Source organism: Terriglobia bacterium, from assembly GCA_020072845.1.
Lineage (GTDB): Bacteria > Acidobacteriota > Terriglobia > Terriglobales > Acidobacteriaceae > JAIQGF01.
In genome coordinates this window covers 62,479-76,927 of the sequence record JAIQGF010000010.1, presented here as the reverse complement: position 1 = coordinate 76,927, position 14,449 = coordinate 62,479, and the positions used below count along the sequence as shown (strand labels likewise).

Annotated in this window: 14 protein-coding genes and 1 tRNA gene; 4 read left to right on the top strand and 11 right to left on the bottom strand. The window is 58.7% G+C overall.

Features of this window, described 5'->3' with window-relative positions; genetic code table 11:
• Window positions 1-177 precede the first annotated feature (177 nt).
• From LAN70_11135 to LAN70_11110, 6 genes are all read right to left on the bottom strand, one after another.
• The gene (locus LAN70_11135; protein MBZ5511707.1) at window positions 178-1,704 is read right to left on the bottom strand and encodes a hypothetical protein; all 1,527 of its coding nucleotides are present in this window, start codon (window positions 1,702-1,704) and stop codon (window positions 178-180) included.
• A gap of 155 nt (window positions 1,705-1,859) precedes the next feature.
• Entirely contained in the window at window positions 1,860-2,642 is a 783-nt protein-coding gene (locus LAN70_11130; GenBank protein ID MBZ5511706.1) for a glycosyltransferase family 2 protein, read from the bottom strand.
• Window positions 2,627-3,688 (bottom strand): NAD-dependent epimerase/dehydratase family protein, encoded by a 1,062-nt coding sequence (locus LAN70_11125; GenBank protein ID MBZ5511705.1) that lies wholly within the window; start codon window positions 3,686-3,688, stop codon window positions 2,627-2,629. Before LAN70_11125 ends, LAN70_11130 begins: the two co-directional genes overlap by 16 nt.
• Window positions 3,685-4,032: a hypothetical protein gene (locus LAN70_11120; protein MBZ5511704.1), complete on the bottom strand. Its 348-nt coding sequence runs from the start codon at window positions 4,030-4,032 to the stop codon at window positions 3,685-3,687. The genes LAN70_11125 and LAN70_11120 overlap by 4 nt, the downstream gene beginning before the upstream one ends.
• 211 nt (window positions 4,033-4,243) lie before the next feature.
• Window positions 4,244-7,276, bottom strand: a complete 3,033-nt coding sequence (locus tag LAN70_11115) for a hypothetical protein (protein ID MBZ5511703.1) — start codon at window positions 7,274-7,276, stop codon at window positions 4,244-4,246.
• Between the two features lie 363 nt (window positions 7,277-7,639).
• Window positions 7,640-7,885, bottom strand: coding sequence for a DUF2934 domain-containing protein (locus tag LAN70_11110; protein MBZ5511702.1), 246 nt, complete (start codon window positions 7,883-7,885; stop codon window positions 7,640-7,642).
• Between the two features lie 513 nt (window positions 7,886-8,398).
• On the opposite strand from LAN70_11110, the gene LAN70_11105 reads away from it, so the two are divergent.
• Window positions 8,399-8,815, top strand: a complete 417-nt coding sequence (locus LAN70_11105; GenBank protein ID MBZ5511701.1) for a hypothetical protein — start codon at window positions 8,399-8,401, stop codon at window positions 8,813-8,815.
• Window positions 8,816-8,856: 41 nt separating this feature from the next.
• On the opposite strand, the gene LAN70_11100 is transcribed toward LAN70_11105, so the two are convergent.
• The 4 genes from LAN70_11100 to LAN70_11085 all read right to left on the bottom strand — a co-directional run bounded on the left by LAN70_11100 (window position 8,857) and on the right by LAN70_11085 (window position 12,425).
• Window positions 8,857-9,363, bottom strand: coding sequence for a L,D-transpeptidase family protein (locus LAN70_11100; protein ID MBZ5511700.1), 507 nt, complete (start codon window positions 9,361-9,363; stop codon window positions 8,857-8,859).
• A 51-nt stretch (window positions 9,364-9,414) separates the two neighbouring features.
• On the bottom strand, window positions 9,415-10,818 hold the full coding sequence (locus LAN70_11095) for a L,D-transpeptidase family protein (GenBank protein ID MBZ5511699.1): 1,404 nt from the start codon (window positions 10,816-10,818) through the stop codon (window positions 9,415-9,417).
• A gap of 246 nt (window positions 10,819-11,064) precedes the next feature.
• Entirely contained in the window at window positions 11,065-11,727 is a 663-nt protein-coding gene (locus LAN70_11090) for a zf-HC2 domain-containing protein (GenBank protein ID MBZ5511698.1), read from the bottom strand.
• Window positions 11,724-12,425 (bottom strand): sigma-70 family RNA polymerase sigma factor, encoded by a 702-nt coding sequence (locus LAN70_11085; GenBank protein ID MBZ5511697.1) that lies wholly within the window; start codon window positions 12,423-12,425, stop codon window positions 11,724-11,726. The genes LAN70_11090 and LAN70_11085 overlap by 4 nt, the downstream gene beginning before the upstream one ends.
• A gap of 332 nt (window positions 12,426-12,757) precedes the next feature.
• Between LAN70_11085 and LAN70_11080 the strand changes: the two genes are divergently transcribed.
• The 3 genes from LAN70_11080 to LAN70_11070 all read left to right on the top strand — a co-directional run bounded on the left by LAN70_11080 (window position 12,758) and on the right by LAN70_11070 (window position 14,139).
• On the top strand, window positions 12,758-13,456 hold the full coding sequence (locus tag LAN70_11080) for a hypothetical protein (protein ID MBZ5511696.1): 699 nt from the start codon (window positions 12,758-12,760) through the stop codon (window positions 13,454-13,456).
• A 178-nt stretch (window positions 13,457-13,634) separates the two neighbouring features.
• Window positions 13,635-13,710 (top strand) — tRNA-Ala (locus LAN70_11075).
• 96 nt (window positions 13,711-13,806) lie between these two features.
• On the top strand, window positions 13,807-14,139 hold the full coding sequence (locus LAN70_11070; protein ID MBZ5511695.1) for a hypothetical protein: 333 nt from the start codon (window positions 13,807-13,809) through the stop codon (window positions 14,137-14,139).
• A gap of 17 nt (window positions 14,140-14,156) precedes the next feature.
• Here LAN70_11070 and LAN70_11065 read toward each other — a convergent pair whose 3' ends face one another.
• Window positions 14,157-14,372, bottom strand: coding sequence for a hypothetical protein (locus LAN70_11065; GenBank protein ID MBZ5511694.1), 216 nt, complete (start codon window positions 14,370-14,372; stop codon window positions 14,157-14,159).
• Window positions 14,373-14,449: the final 77 nt, after the last annotated feature.

Below are 14,449 nucleotides of genomic sequence, written 5' to 3'. Positions count from 1 at the left end.
CTCCTGAAGCTCTCCGGGGTCCCAAGGCGCACCAACGCCGCGCCTCGAGCTGGCCTAGGGCGGGGGCTGAATCCTAAGTTTACGGGCTACGCGCCGGACGGGTCAAACGCAAGCGGGAGATAGCGATTGCAACGGGAACATTCACCCCCTGCACAAGTTTGTGTGCAATGAGCTGCGCTACTGACCGTGCACACAGTACGAAGGTGTGCCAAGGCGCCGGACGAGGTAAACCGTCCCAGTTTGCACTCCTTGCGGACCGTCATTGTCGTAATTGTCGATCTTCCGCGCGTGGAAATTCGGATCATCGCGAATTCGAAAATCGAACCAACGGATCCCCGGGTCGTGAAAAACGACGAAGGAGTCCCACGAGCACAGCGCGGAGCGGTAGTCGAGGATGCGGTCGGGCCAGTAGCCAAACGAGCGCCAGTTTCGCAGGAGATTGTCCATTACGACCGAACCGATCCATGTGTCTGGCAGGGCGGCAGCGTCGCTGTCGAGCAAGAAACGCAGGCGGTCGCGGTCCGCGCGTTCGTATTCGACTAGCGGCATGAATTCTTGCGGGTGCTCGACCACGATGGGTACACTGGGCGGAAGCGCGGCATGAATCGCCGCCGGCAAATGCCTGGGCGACGCTCGCGCCATGATGACGGGCCCCAGCAGCAGCCCACTGATGACTGCGATGCATACGGCAGTACTCACCCCCGCCAGCCAAGAGCGGTCTGTCTGCGCACGCGGGAATTCATCTAGACCCGCCAGCGTCACCACCTCGGCCAACGCCACGCACAGAGCGAAGGCGCATGGGAGCACGTAGCGAGGCTGCAGCAGCGGAACCATCCAATAGGAAATGCCGGTAAGTCCGATCGGAACCAAGGCGAGAGCGGCGGTGAGGAACAGGATGTCAGCGCGCGGCTCGGATGGGTTCGCCCGCGGGATGCGCTGGGTGACGGACCAGGTCGCAACCGCCGCCAGGAGCACGATGATGTAGGGCAGCACCGGCAGAAGTTGCAGACCAAAGGCGTAGGCACCGAGAAGGTCGGATACCTGCGGCTTCGTCATCCAGCCATGTGGTCTGCCGGTGGCAATGATGCGGACCACTGGCCCAACCCACAGCGCGAGCGGCAACCACGACAGCACTACCGCCGCGTAAAGCTGCGGACGCAAGTTGCGTCGCCGGACGTCCGACAAGAAATACGCGAGCAGGATGACCGCACTGTACATGACGCCGAAGAGATGCGATTCGGCCAGGCACAGATGTGCCGCCGCAATCGCCGCCAGCATCCGCCAGGAAGGCGCCGGCATCCGAATCGAGAAAGCGAAGAGCAGCACCGCTACGGAGAAGGCCAGGAACATCAGGCCGTAGAAGCGGGCTTCGATGACCTGGTTGGCAATGACGGTTGAGCCGCAGATGACAAATGCCATAGCGAATGCTGAGGCCAGTGTTCCGTAGAAGCGACGAAGCGCGAACCAGAGGCAAGGCACGCTGGCGAAAAACGAGACCGCACTAAACCACCTCAGAGAGATGGCCGAGGCGCTGAACACCGCCGCCCAGGCGTGCGCAGCGGCGTAATACAGCGGCAAGCCTCCATCCGCCGCTCCGGCAAGCGCTTGCATCATGTGCCGGAAAGAGGGATCGGAAACCACGACCACGCTGAAGACTTCGTCGGTCCACAGCGGCTTCTTCGGCATCCTGATGATGGCGACCATGGCCATGCTCAGTACTGCGGCGGCTAGCAGCGCGACGTCCCAAGCCGTCCAGCCACTCACAGCCGACTCGGCCCGGCGGGGGCGCTCCTTGGAGGCAATGGGCGCAGAGTTCAGGCAGTTCAGTCTCTGCAATTCGGTCGGCGAATGTGGAGCGCTCATGCAACTTCCTTCTTGTAATCTCCGCGGCTCAGATGCTTCTCCAACCATAGATATAGACAGATGAACAGATAGCGGCTGCCCATCTCTTGAATTTTCAGCTTGGCTTCGCCGGTACGCCGGTTGCGCCAGGTAATCGGCAACACCGTCCAGGAGTAACCGCGAATGATGGCTTTCAACGGGATTTCCACTGTAAGGTTGAAGTGCGCCGAAAGCATCGGCTGGCAACCTTCGATGACCGTGCGCCGGTAAGCCTTGAACGCGTTGGTGGTGTCGTTCAGCGAAATGCCGAACAACAGACGGATGAACAGATTGGCCACGCGATTTAAACGTAGCTTTAGCCACGGATAGTCGATGACGCCGCCGCCTTTCATAAAGCGCGAACCGAACACCGCATCCCAACCCTCGTTGAGCGCATTCCAATAGCGCACCACATCTCGGCAATCGTCCGATTCATCCGCCATCATGATCACCACAGCATCGCCGCTCATCCTCTGCAGGCCGTAAGCGATGGCGCGGCCAAACCCGTGCGGCGGTCCGTTCTTGACCAAACGCGCTTCCGGAATGCGCTCGCCGAGCGCGGTAACAATGGCCTCCGTCCTGTCCGTGCTCCCGTCATCCACCACGACGATCTCGTGCGCGATGTGATTCAGCCGCAGCTCCAAATGCAGATGCTCGACGGTGGACGCGATACAGCCCTCTTCATCGCGAGCTGGTATAACCACCGACAACAGTTTTAGATCGGAATTCGCCGGGGAGGGAGGGCTCATGCTCCGCACCATGTGAGCCAATCGGGATTCGCCGCAGCGTGGTCTGCGATCTCGTCGAGGATCTGATGCAGGCTGATGTGGGGCTTCCAGGCGGTTGTCGTCAGCGCTTTATTGGAATCCAGAATTAGCCAGGGAACGTCGTAGGGACGCTCCGAGCCGTCAGCGATCGGTTGATGCGGGCCAAAACGCTGGTCGCACCACGCCGTCAGTTGGGCCAGGGAAATGGAATTCGCGGGGCCGCCGGACACGTTGAGGAGCTGGCCAGGTCCGCCGCTGCGCAACTGAAAATCCACTATGCGGGCCAAGTCGCGCGGATGCAATGCGTCCCGGACCTGCAATCCGTGACCGCCAAAGCCCAAGTACTTTAACGAGCGCCGCGTAGAGTGCGCGTGCAGCCAATAGGAGAAGATGCCCTGCTCGGCGGTGCCAAACTGCCCGGCTCCTGCCAGCACCCCAGAGCGGTTGATCCAGACCGGCACCTGAAATCCGGCGGCGTACTCCTGTGCCAGACGTTCTGAAGCCAGCTTGGTCGCGCCGTAAAGAGAAATCGGTGCCTCCGTGCTAAAGCCTTCTCCGACGCCGGCCAAACTGACCGCGGCCGGCCAAGTCTGCCCTGGGTCGAGAGTATAGGCCGAAGACTCCGCGCGCAACGGCAACTGCGTCAAGGCCGGAATCGAATAGACGCGGCTGGTGCTCAAGAGAATCAGTCCGGCACGCGAGGCACGGCAATATTCCAGCAAATTGATTGTGCCCAGCAAGTTGTGTTCCAGCAATTGGCGGCTGCTGGTTTTCCCGTCGCGACCGGCCAGCACGCTCGGTTGCGCCGCGGCGTCGACGACCCAATCGGCAACGGGAAGCGTCTCCAAGTCGCTTGCCATACGGATGTCGCCATGGAACAGTTGCACGCCAAGGCGCTTCAGGGAAACCCGATTCGTCTCGCTACCCGATCGCGCCAGGTTATCGAGTCCCACTATGGAGATACCTTCGTGCGATTCCATCAGATAGCGTGCGAGGTGACTGCCGGCGAAACCGCACACGCCCGAAATGAGGACTTTCATTTTTCTTGTGGGGCCGCCAGACTGATGGCCGCCTTTCCGAAAATCCAGATCAAACTGCGCGCCGAGTCCGCCTGCTGGTGATCGCGATAAAACCTGCACATCTCCCGGCTGGCCGCCTGCGCTTCCCGCGACGCGCCCACCGCCTGCGCGATTTCGCCGCTGACCTGTGTGCGGAACGGATCGGTGGACCCGGCGTCGTAGCCGCAGTTGCGCATCGCGGCCACCACGCTGAAGATGGCCTCGCTGGAGTCCAGGCTGATCTTGGACGTGGTCTGCGCCGCGGCGGGAAGCGCCAGCAGGCACAGGGCCGACAGCGCCAGTTGACGGGAAAATCGCGTTAACACATAGCTCCTGAAGCTCTCCGGGGTCCCAAGGCGCACCGACGCCGCGCCTCGAGCTGGCCTAGGGCGGGGCTGAATTCTAAGTGTACGGGCTGCGCAGCGGGCGGGTCAAACTCAAGCGGGGGATAGCTATACGAACGGGGAAACCGCTATTCCTGCACTGGTTTGTGTGCAAAGGCTTATGTGCAATTTACTGGCGATTTCAGATCAAACATCAACTCGCGTTTGGCAGTGGAAAAACTTCGCTGTGTGGCACGTCGTCGTCCCAGTAGTGGAATCGTCGCAGCAGCGTATCGACGCCTCGAAAATTTGGCGTTGATTGCCAGACACCGAGGCCGAGTCCCTTTAGAGTCGACAGTTGCGTTATTTTGATCTGAAGCTTCAACTGTTCAGCTGTGAATTCTTCTAATGGGACCTCCGCGTCTCCTTCTTCTTCTGGTCTTGATCTGTATTTCAGAACTGTAGCTTGGTCACCGCGGTCAAAGGCCTCTCGCAAACTTGGGTCCTTATTCAGCACATAGTTAAACTTTGCGCATTCGATAGCCGAGAGGATATGCCAATCCTTCCAACCCTCACCCCTCAAAGTCGCAACGGTGCGACGAAAACTTTCATCCGTTATCAGACGAGCTACTGTCTTTCGTGTCAGCGGGGCCAGGCGGTCGTATCGGTTTCGAACTAATTTCAGCGATTCAGCTCTGTTGTATTCACTATGCGTTCCTTGCGGTCCGTCGAGCCCTTCCCATGTTCGTATGACGTAGTCAGGCATGCGGACGAAGCTTGAGCCACCAACTGCGTAGATCTGTGAATATGACTCGCGGTCGTAGAACTCGTCGAACAGTGATTCGCTCGGACGGTACACACTCAGCCGTGCCATCAGGCCCCTTTTCAGCTGCTGCGTGTACAGCGTCAAGAACCTTTTCTCGGGTAGCGCCGAAACAGTTTTCAGCAGAACTGATGCGACTGCCGAGGCAATGCCTGGCAGCTGGCCCTTTGTGTCTTTGGCGCCTCTTGGCAGACGCACGACCCGACGAACCTGCTCGTTATCTGCAATTTCTTTAATCTCGAGCGGCTTATCATGCACCTGGACCACAACGAAGACTTCGCCGGGAATGATGGATAGCTCCGTTCTGGCGAATTCCGCGAGCAATATTTGTAGGTATGCGGCAAGTGCCTGAGCCTGTCGGTCGGTGTCGTAGGCGGTCTGCCATTCGAAATGCCAATTGATGCCCATCTGTCGCCATGCTGCTTTACGCCTTCCTCCAACGTCCGAAAAAGGGGGCGCAATTCCTTGTGACGTGGCCTTGGCCGCCAATGCCTGTGCATCTCCTATGTCCGAGAAAAAACCATTGAGCTTGTCTCGTGAATCGTCGTAAATTTCACGCTGGTCCAGCGACGGCAGAACTGTTTCCACTAGGACTTTCTGTAGTCGGTCGAACACCAGACTCGCACCACGCGCCAGCAGCAACCCGTAGAAGTCAATGCGAGCCCATTCGTGCTGCCTTCGCTCTTCGCTCCCTCCCATCGAGTATTCGGAGGTGATTAGCATGAACAACCGAGCGGTGAGGTAAAACAGTAGGGACCCTCCCGATGCGTGGTCGGCAGACGCAGCCTCGGCACACCCAATGTATGCAAACTGCCGCAACTTTTCGTCAGGCAGTTTCAAGGCAGCGAAAACGGCCGCCAGACTGTAGTACTTCGCAGCAAAGAACAGACTCATTTCCGCGTACACGCTGGACAGTTTCAGGCAGACCGCAATAGCTTCGAAAGCAGTTTCCGCGGTGAACGAAGTGTGAGCCCTATGGAGTTCGTCCAAAGCTCGAATGTATTGTTTATCTTTGACGTAGGCCATGGCACGATTGCGGTGGTGTTCCGCAAGTTTGTGCTGACCAGAACGCTTCACGGATAGTTCGTCAACGTCACGCACCAGCTGCGATACACCGCTAATGCCATGCAGCTGTACGATCAATTCATTGATCAGATTTGCAAGGCGATGAACCGGAAAGAGTGGAGAATCTGGAATTCGTTTTACAAGCGTTCGCCACCTCGCCACGGCCGACTCAACACTTCTTTCGAATTCAGTTCTCTTATCGTTTGTTGTCGTCATCCATCTACTGAAAGACAGGTACCCCTGAACGAATAAATAGGCACACTCCCTGCCTGCCGATGTGCTCTGCGCTAGCAGTATCTTCGTTCGATTCGTCAGGGCTTCGTGCCATGTCTTCAACTCACTAATTGGAAGATCTAGCACCTCTCGCATCACAGCTCCAAGCGCATACCCTACCAAGACAGCGCCGTCTTCTACATCGGCAGGATCGTCAAGCGTGTCTATGTCCCTGAAGTAATCGCGCAGAGACTGCTCGAGACCGGTAGTTGTTTCTAAGCCTCGCAATGAGGCGACAAACTCCTCATAAATTGCTTGTCGGCTGATACGCGGAAATGCATGTTTTCTGAATTGTCGAATGTGGCCCAACAATCTGTCGAGGTCACTGTGATGCTCGGGATGCCAAGTCGCGAATCGAATGGCATCCTTCAGTTCGAAGAAGTCTGCCGTTGTGAGGCGATGCGGGTCGTAGCTTTTCGCAATGACTGCCTGGAACCAGGTGGGGGGTGGCGACTCAGGAAGAAGAACAAATTCGCTCGGCAAGCTGAGGTATCGCTGAGCGATCCAGGCAGTTTCGCGATCAGCCAACATTTCTGCGATTGCCGGACCGTCAAAAATCTCCAGGTCAATTCCGTAGTTTTCGAGTGCCTCTTTCTTGAGACGGTGCCTGTCGCTAGTCTTGATGGAGAGGTGATGAAAGAACACCAGACGTGATACAGGTTCTCCCAACACCTTTGCGGCGGCCAGGTCGCTTCTGATTTTCTTCTTGTAATTCTTTTCTAGTGAACAGGCGAAGACCCATTTCTCCACAGTTGCCCGCGAAAAAAACGTAGACTGCTCTGGGCTAGATGCCACTTTATACGTTTCGAAGTCAGCTCCTTGATCACCACCCCCAGCAACAGGGCCAGTGGCCGGGATGATGTTCGGACATACCCTGCGGCGCGTTAAATGCCGGCACAGGTGTTCGAAATCGTGATGGGCGTTCTCAGCACTCAGTTCAGACAGAGCGAATCTGATGAGCTTCGCTGCTTCTTCGGGCGTCACCTTCGGGGACACGGAAGTGATGCGCTCCTGAGTTCGAGCAGCAGCAAAATGCTCATCTACTTTCGTGTCCTCGCTGATGGTTTTTGGAGGCGTGTCAGGCATTTTGAATGTGCCGCAATTCTAACCAGCTAATACCCGGTATGCCGAGCAAAATGACAATCGCGGGTGGCCCGCCCTTTCGCTTCCTGGAGCCCGAGCGCAGTTGAAGGGGCGAGACAGAGCCTGCCCTGAGCGAATCCGAAGGGGTGGGGAAGTTCCCCGCGCCCGCGCCGGCCGCGAGGCGGAAAAAACAGGACGTCCGCGTGCGAGTCGAACCTATTCGGCACCGTTGTGTCTACGCCTGCCGAGTGTGCACCATTTTGTGTGCAGTTAGCGCGCGGTCGAATGCGCGGGCGTGGGCGCGGGAGCGGGGCTGCTAGGCAAGCGCTCCCGAGCACCAAACTACGAGGACCTGCTGATCACAACTCAAGCATCGTGTGATCTGCGCGCCAGTATTTCGGCTTCGGCTTCGAGCCAATCCTCGGCATCGCCGCCGTGCTGTCGCCCGCGTTTTTCCCAAAGCTCATAGGCGCGGACGCGAATTGCCTCGGTAGCATCAGCGGAGAGGATGTTGGCTGGAACTTCCGGCAAAGCGGAAGTTGTCACCGGCAGGTCAGTTGTTTGAACGGGCTGCGGTGACGGTTGCGTGCGTAATGTCGTGCTTGCGGCCATAGGAATCCTCCTGCGCAGCATACGCGTTATCAGAATGGTTCGGTGCTGTGGAAATCGCGGCTGCTGTGTGGAAAACGCGGCGGCAGCGCAGGGGAGTTAGCGCGTTCACGTGATGCGTGCTGGTCTGCTCGATGGCCACCTCTGACGTGCGTTTCCCTGATGGAATTTCAGCAAGGTTTGGAACCGTCCACGGATTGGTGAAACCCGAGCGGGGATAGGAGACAGAGCCGCCCAAAGGCGCACCTCGGAGAGTGGCGTGTGCGGGATTCTGCAAAACCAATGCCTGACACCACTTGCATAGAAAAAGTCGAAGCCGGCTTGACCCGGCAGTAACCCTGCCCGATTACCAATTACGGGTCCATCTGGATACAAATCCGCTGCTGTCGCCGTATGCTACCGCCATGACAGTGCCTGCCAGTTTCGATCCACGAATTGACTCTGGCAGGACGACGGTCGATGGACTGTGAAGTTAGCCGGCGGCGGAATCGCCGCTCCTAAAGGACCATAAACTGTATGAAGCGTACTTGCCGCGTCGTTCTCGTTCTTGCTCTGGCCGCTCTTGTCCTGATTCTGGCGCCCAGTTCGGAATCCGCCACCGCCCCCAAGAAATCCAAGTCCGAGCTTGCCTACTATCAGGACAACCCCTACCAGTACCTGTACGGGAACGTGGTCAATGCCACGCTGTTTCGCCGCGGAGACCAACAGTTCACGAACATTGAAGTCAAGCCGGTGCAGACCTACCCCATGTTTTCCCAGTACGTCACGTTCTGTGACAATCAAGCAGACAAGCTCGACCTCACCACCTCGGAACCCGTGGTGCTGGTCTACAGCCGCATCATGCACCGCCGTGACTGCTACGACCTGTTGCGGGTCGATGTAGTGCAGAAAGCACGTCGGGCAGGCCTAAGCGGTTTACTAGACTACAAATAAAGTGGGATGGCCAGCGTCTGAGCGGCGGCGCGCCGGATGGGCTACTTGCGGACCTCGACGGGGGTTCCGTCCGGAACCAACTCCCAGATCTCCTCAATTTCCGAGTCGGTCACGGCGATGCAACCTTCGGTCCAGTCGGAAAGGCGATGCTTCGACCCGACCCAGGAATATTCAGGGGGCAGTCCATGGATCATGATGTCGCCGCCGGGGCTGACTCCGAGTCGCCGGGCACGTTGAATGTCGGCCGTTTCAGGATACGAGAGGTGCAACGCTAAATGGAACTTGCTGGCGGGGTTTCGGGAGTCGATGCGGTAGAGTCCTTCCGGTGTCCTGCCATCGCCTTGGCGCCGCTTCGGCCCCAGCCCTCCGCGTCCCAGCGCAACGCGATACGACTTGACCACGTGGTCGCCACTCAGGAGCAGCAGCTTATGTTTCGTCTTGACCAGCAGAACGTGGTCAACCTTGGGCTCGACCTTGGGATCAGCGGACGCAACTGTACTCAGCAATACGCACAGCAGCAGCCGGCCGACTCTCCTTCCGGTAACCACGGGCCAGAGTATACAACCGGGAACAAACTTGGCGAGTGTTACCTTTTTGTTTCACTTTAGTTTCTCTTCGGATGTGGATCGACCCTGGGCCAGGACCTGCAACAGGTCGGCGTCGTACCCGTAGATGTCGTCATAGAAATGAATGTCTCCGTCTTCCCCGGCGGAAACGGTGGAATAAACAATCAGCACGGGCAGCGGCTTTGAAAGCTTCACGGTCACATTGTTTTGCCCGCTGTGCATCGCCTGCTGCACTCGTTCCAAAGTCCACCCCGGCTGGTTACGCAACACCCAGGCCGCCAATTCGGCAGGCTTTTCCACGTGCACGCAGCCGTGGCTGACGGCCCGCTGCGGAAGGACGAAATCGAAATCCCTCTCGGGAATATCGTGGAGATACACGTGATAGCGATTCGGGAACACGAACTTGACCATTCCCATGGGGTTATCGGAACCGGGGCGCTGCCGGAGACGCAGCGTTCCCGCACGCAGCTCGTCCAACACTTCCTTTGTGACCTCGCCCTGGGCCACACGCTCCCCCGTGGACGTTTTGAAATCAAAATGGTGCTGTGCCAGGTAGCCGGGATGTTGTGCGACAAACGGGACATAATCCTTTCTCTGAATCGAGAGCGGCACATCCCAATAAGGACGGAAGACCAGGTATTCCATGCTGTCTTCCAGCACCGGCGTACGGCTGCCCTTGAAATCGTCGCCCACGTCCACCTTCATGGTGAGGACGACCCTCCCCTCCTTGTTGAACGCGTAGAGACGCAAGGCCGGGATGTTGACGACAATCGTTGCTTGCGGAGAGTCATTGCGCAGCCGACGGTAACGTTCCAGAGCCAGGCGGATTTGCTCGACGCGGTAACTCAGCGGAATGTTCAACTGCTCGATCGTTTCGGCATCCAGGTATCGGGTTGCGGAAAGGCCATGACGTTCCTGAAAGTGCCCAACGGCCTGCAGTAAAGCAGGATCGAAAGCTTGCGAACTCGCGGCCGCCGCGGAGTAGTCGTCGGGGAGATCGCCGAGCAGGCGCAGCAATTGCGTCAAGCGGATATACCCTGGGTAGGGAGGCCCGGGGTACCCCACGTCGGTCGGCATGGGCAACTTTTCCCCAGTGTCCTCTCTTGCCAGCCGCGTGTATCTCAAAAGCGCCTTGCGCAATTCCTGATAGCCGACAGAAGGTGGATCAATGCCCGCCGGCTCGGAGTTCAAATCGTTTCCCTCTGCCAGGCGCTGCTGCTGCGCACCATCCTGTTGCTGTTTCTCCTGTCGCTGAGCGCGCTCCTGGCGCTGTGCTTCGGACTTAGCCTGCTTGTTGCCCTTCCGCTGTTCGGGCTTGGCTTGCGCTTCGAGCTTGGTCTGCTTTGTGCCCTGCTGATCCGGCTGAGCGCAGGCAGGAGCAATGGTTCCGGCAAGACAAAAGAGAACTGCCGCGCTGATGATTGCGAACCGTTTCATGAGGGCCATCTCACATCTCACCCTGGGCGGTAGCAGAGGCGACTTCTTATCTCCTTTTGATCATTGCAGAGCGCATGGGGTTGCAACGTTTTGCAGAATTAGGATCTAAAACGACTTGGAGAGTTGTAGCGGTGCCGACTTAGAACCCCGTCAATCCCGCATGACCAAACCGCGTCACGAGGGGATCGAGGCAAAACAAAAGCCGTCGGTTTGACCCGACGGCTGAAAGTTGAAAGCTGAGAGCTGCTAGCCCTTCACATTGATCTTCGAGAACGACAGCACCGCGCGTCCGCTGGTCGGCTGCCCGAAGGCCGTCGCCGGACGGAAGGTGGTGAAGATCAGCATGTTTTCCAGTTGCGGCTTGATCTCGTCCGTCTCGCTTTGCGCCGAAAGGATTCGGTAATCCTGCACCCGGCCGTTGGCGTCAATGTAGGCTTCGATGACGATGGAATCGGCCTTGATCCGCTCCATGCCGTTGGAGAACGGCGACTGCGCCAGCACCGGCGGCGTGTACAGCATCGTCGGTACGTCATTGTTGGCCTGGACCGGCAGCGCAAACAGCCCGATCAGCAGCCCGAAGAACACGATCGCGCTGAGCACGCCCGCGGTCGCCGGCACCATGAACGCGTTGAGCGCGTCTTCCAGGCGCACCTGCAGGCCGGCAAAGGAACGCGCACGGGAGCGGGCCGCCTCCTGCGAGAGCGCGACGCGCAGCTTCAGCGCCAGCTCGGGCGGCGCCGGACGCCGTCCCAGCGAGCTCACCGCGCGCTGCGTGTCGGCGAGCAGCGCGGATTCATGGCTGCACGCCGCACACTGCGCAAAATGATTGCCGAGGTCCCGCATCTGGCGGCCGTTCAAAACGCCATCCAGATACGGCGAAAACAGCGACCTGGCCTGCGAGCAATTCATGACGTAACCTCAACCTTCTGACCGGCCTGCGGCCTGAAATCCGACCGTGCCATTTCCGGGCCCAGTTCGCGGAGGTACGGGAACAGGCGTTTCTTGAGCGCTTCGCGCCCGCGCGTGATTCGCGACTTCACCGTGCCCAGGGACGTCTGCATGACTTCCGCAATCTCCTCGTACGAAAGCTCTTCAATCTCGCGCAGGATGATGGCGGTGCGGAAGGGCTCATCGAGCTGCCGCAACTCGCTTTCCACCCGCGCTTTGAGCTGCTGCTGGGCAATGTTCTCCAGCGGCGACTCGCCGCGGTCCACCAGCCTGTTCGCCAGCGCCAATCCACTGCCGCCTTCCGCGCTCTGTTCCGGCTCGATCGACACCTCGCGCGCCTTATGGCGGAACCACCAGCGCTTCCGGTTCGACGCCTCGTGCACCGCAATGCGGTACACCCAGGTTTTCAGGCTGGACCCGCCGTTGAAGCGCTTCATGCCGCGGAACACTTTCAGAAATACTTCCTGGGTGGTGTCGGCGGCATCGGCAGGATCGGAAATAATCCGATAAACCAGGCTGTAGACGGGTTGTTGAAATTGCGCGATCAGCCAGGCATAGGCCTCTTCCGAGCCGGCTTTCAGTTCAGCGACAATGGTCGCTTCTTCTGCCGGAACGCCGAGCGCGCCTGCAAAGTTGCCCAAAGTGGTAGCTCCCGCCATGGCTCTCATGGCGTCACCCCCACATTAGCATCATCTTTCGCCGACAACAACATACCGAGGTACCAGCCTGGCGACCGTACCGTTGTGGCCCTACAGGTACATAGACCCCGCCTGGGACGAATAAGTTCCTGGAATTCGCCCGCCACGGGAACCTGCAGCGGTGAATCCATTGGGGTTGCGAGTCCCGAGCCGCGAGTCGCGAGTTCGGATGCCTTGAGTCTCGATCAGGCGCTACAATCTGCACTGCCGCTCGCGACTCAGGACTCGGGACTGCAACAAACCAAAGTACCTCTTGCCACATCTGAGGTTACGTACAGTTCCAGAGCACATTTATGAGAAATGCCCTTGTTCCCCTGCTTGCGCTTGCAATTTCCCTGGGCGCGGCGGCCCAGCTCAGTGCGCCTCCGCCACGCAGCCCAAGTCGAACGCCGGTCGCGGCTCCGCCAACGAACCTGCAACCGGCCACGATTCCGGACGCGACCGCCAGCCTCGGGCAGTTAACCCAGATCATTGAAAACACGCGCCTGGACCTGGCACGGCTGCGGGTTGACAAGTGGAAGGCCGACGCGGCCAGCAAACGACAGGCGGAGGCCAACGCCGAGTCGGTTCAGCGCAATCTGGCGGCCGCGCTGCCGGCGATCGTGCAACAGGTGCGCGCCAATCCGGGCAGCGTCGGCGCCACTTTCAAGCTTTACCGGAACCTGAACGCGCTGTACGACGTGATGTCGTCGCTGACCGAATCGGCGGGAGCATTCGGCTCAAACGAGGAATACCGGACGCTGGCCAACGACACCTCGAAGCTGGACTCCCTGCGCCGTTCGCTGGCCGACCGGGTTGAGGCCATGGCGGCCTTCCGGGACAACGAAGTGGCGCAGTTGCAGGCGCGGGCGCGCCCGGCCTCTGCCACCGCAGCCGCTGCGCCGCCGAAGAAGATCGTGGTGGACGACAACGAGCCGGTCAAGAAATCCACCAAGAAGCCCGCGGCCAAGAAGAAGACGACGACCGCGAGCGAGCAGAATCCGCCGAAGTGAAGCGTTCTCGGTTCTCGGTTTTCGGTTTGCGGTCAGGCACCCAGTGCTCTTGAATCCAAAGCTGTCCTTGTTACCGACAACCGACAACCGATCACCGACAACCGACCCGGTTTGACTATCGTGCTGACGCTGCGCGAGAATGGTTGCGTCCCGCAGTGGCGGAATTCCTTCCTCGAGTGGGCCTGTGGCGCAGCTGGGAGCGCGCTTCCATGGCATGGAAGAGGTCGTCGGTTCGATCCCGACCAGGTCCACCAATTTCTCAACAACTTAGGCATGCCCTCGTCCGCTCTCTGCTTGTTTGTAACGGTGTTTGGGGCGTAACCTGCCGATTCTCAACAGTTCATGAGAGATTGACCGGCGCGCGCTTGTACGGCTGCGAGACCACGGATGCGCGTTACAATTGCAGCATGTACAGCGAAGTGCATGAAAACCGTGTCTTGTATAAGAGCACCGCGCAACCGGGCAATCTTTATCGGCAGATAGTCGTGGTCGAGAAGGAACAGTTTCAGGTCCGGGTCTTTGAAGGTGAGGTCGTGCAGACCGACCCGAAATTCATTGCGGAATGCTCAGACGCTGAGGTCTATTTTCACACCACCCTCAGAGCTGCGCTGGATGATGTTGAGAACGAGTTCCGCAAGAGCGTAGCGGCTGGCTGGACTCCCTACGTGCCAGCGATGCCGTAACAGCGCGTCCCGCAAAGTTAGTCTTCTTCTACCGAAAGGGAACCGGTCTCGGTATCGACCACGACGGAGAAGTGTTTGTCTGGATGGTCAAGTTTCATGTAAACGGCGTGCAGCCGAATTTCAAGAGCGTCTTGCAGGCGGTCAAGACGTTTGGTCATGCGGAGAGTGGCCCAAACGATGGTACCGCCGATGAGAAGCACAGCGAAAAGAGCTACTTCAACCAAATCCTTCATCTGAACTCTCCCGTTTAGACCTCGATTTTAGGCGCGAGGCCCTTGTCGGGTGTGCCAGCATTCCGGCGGGGCCGCTG

Bases quoted from the DNA above. Each gene is read 5' to 3' on its own strand.
- LAN70_11135 (MBZ5511707.1), bottom strand. From the start codon at position 1,704: ATGGTCGCCATCATCAGGATGCCGAAGAAGCCGCTGTGGACCGACGAA.
- LAN70_11130 (MBZ5511706.1), bottom strand. From the start codon at position 2,642: ATGGTGCGGAGCATGAGCCCTCCCTCCCCGGCGAATTCCGATCTAAAA.
- LAN70_11125 (MBZ5511705.1), bottom strand. From the start codon at position 3,688: ATGAAAGTCCTCATTTCGGGCGTGTGCGGTTTCGCCGGCAGTCACCTC.
- LAN70_11115 (MBZ5511703.1), bottom strand. From the start codon at position 7,276: ATGCCTGACACGCCTCCAAAAACCATCAGCGAGGACACGAAAGTAGAT.
- LAN70_11110 (MBZ5511702.1), bottom strand. From the start codon at position 7,885: ATGGCCGCAAGCACGACATTACGCACGCAACCGTCACCGCAGCCCGTT.
- LAN70_11105 (MBZ5511701.1), top strand. From the start codon at position 8,399: ATGAAGCGTACTTGCCGCGTCGTTCTCGTTCTTGCTCTGGCCGCTCTT.
- LAN70_11095 (MBZ5511699.1), bottom strand. From the start codon at position 10,818: ATGAAACGGTTCGCAATCATCAGCGCGGCAGTTCTCTTTTGTCTTGCC.
- LAN70_11090 (MBZ5511698.1), bottom strand. From the start codon at position 11,727: ATGAATTGCTCGCAGGCCAGGTCGCTGTTTTCGCCGTATCTGGATGGC.
- LAN70_11085 (MBZ5511697.1), bottom strand. From the start codon at position 12,425: ATGGCGGGAGCTACCACTTTGGGCAACTTTGCAGGCGCGCTCGGCGTT.
- LAN70_11080 (MBZ5511696.1), top strand. From the start codon at position 12,758: ATGAGAAATGCCCTTGTTCCCCTGCTTGCGCTTGCAATTTCCCTGGGC.
- LAN70_11065 (MBZ5511694.1), bottom strand. From the start codon at position 14,372: ATGAAGGATTTGGTTGAAGTAGCTCTTTTCGCTGTGCTTCTCATCGGC.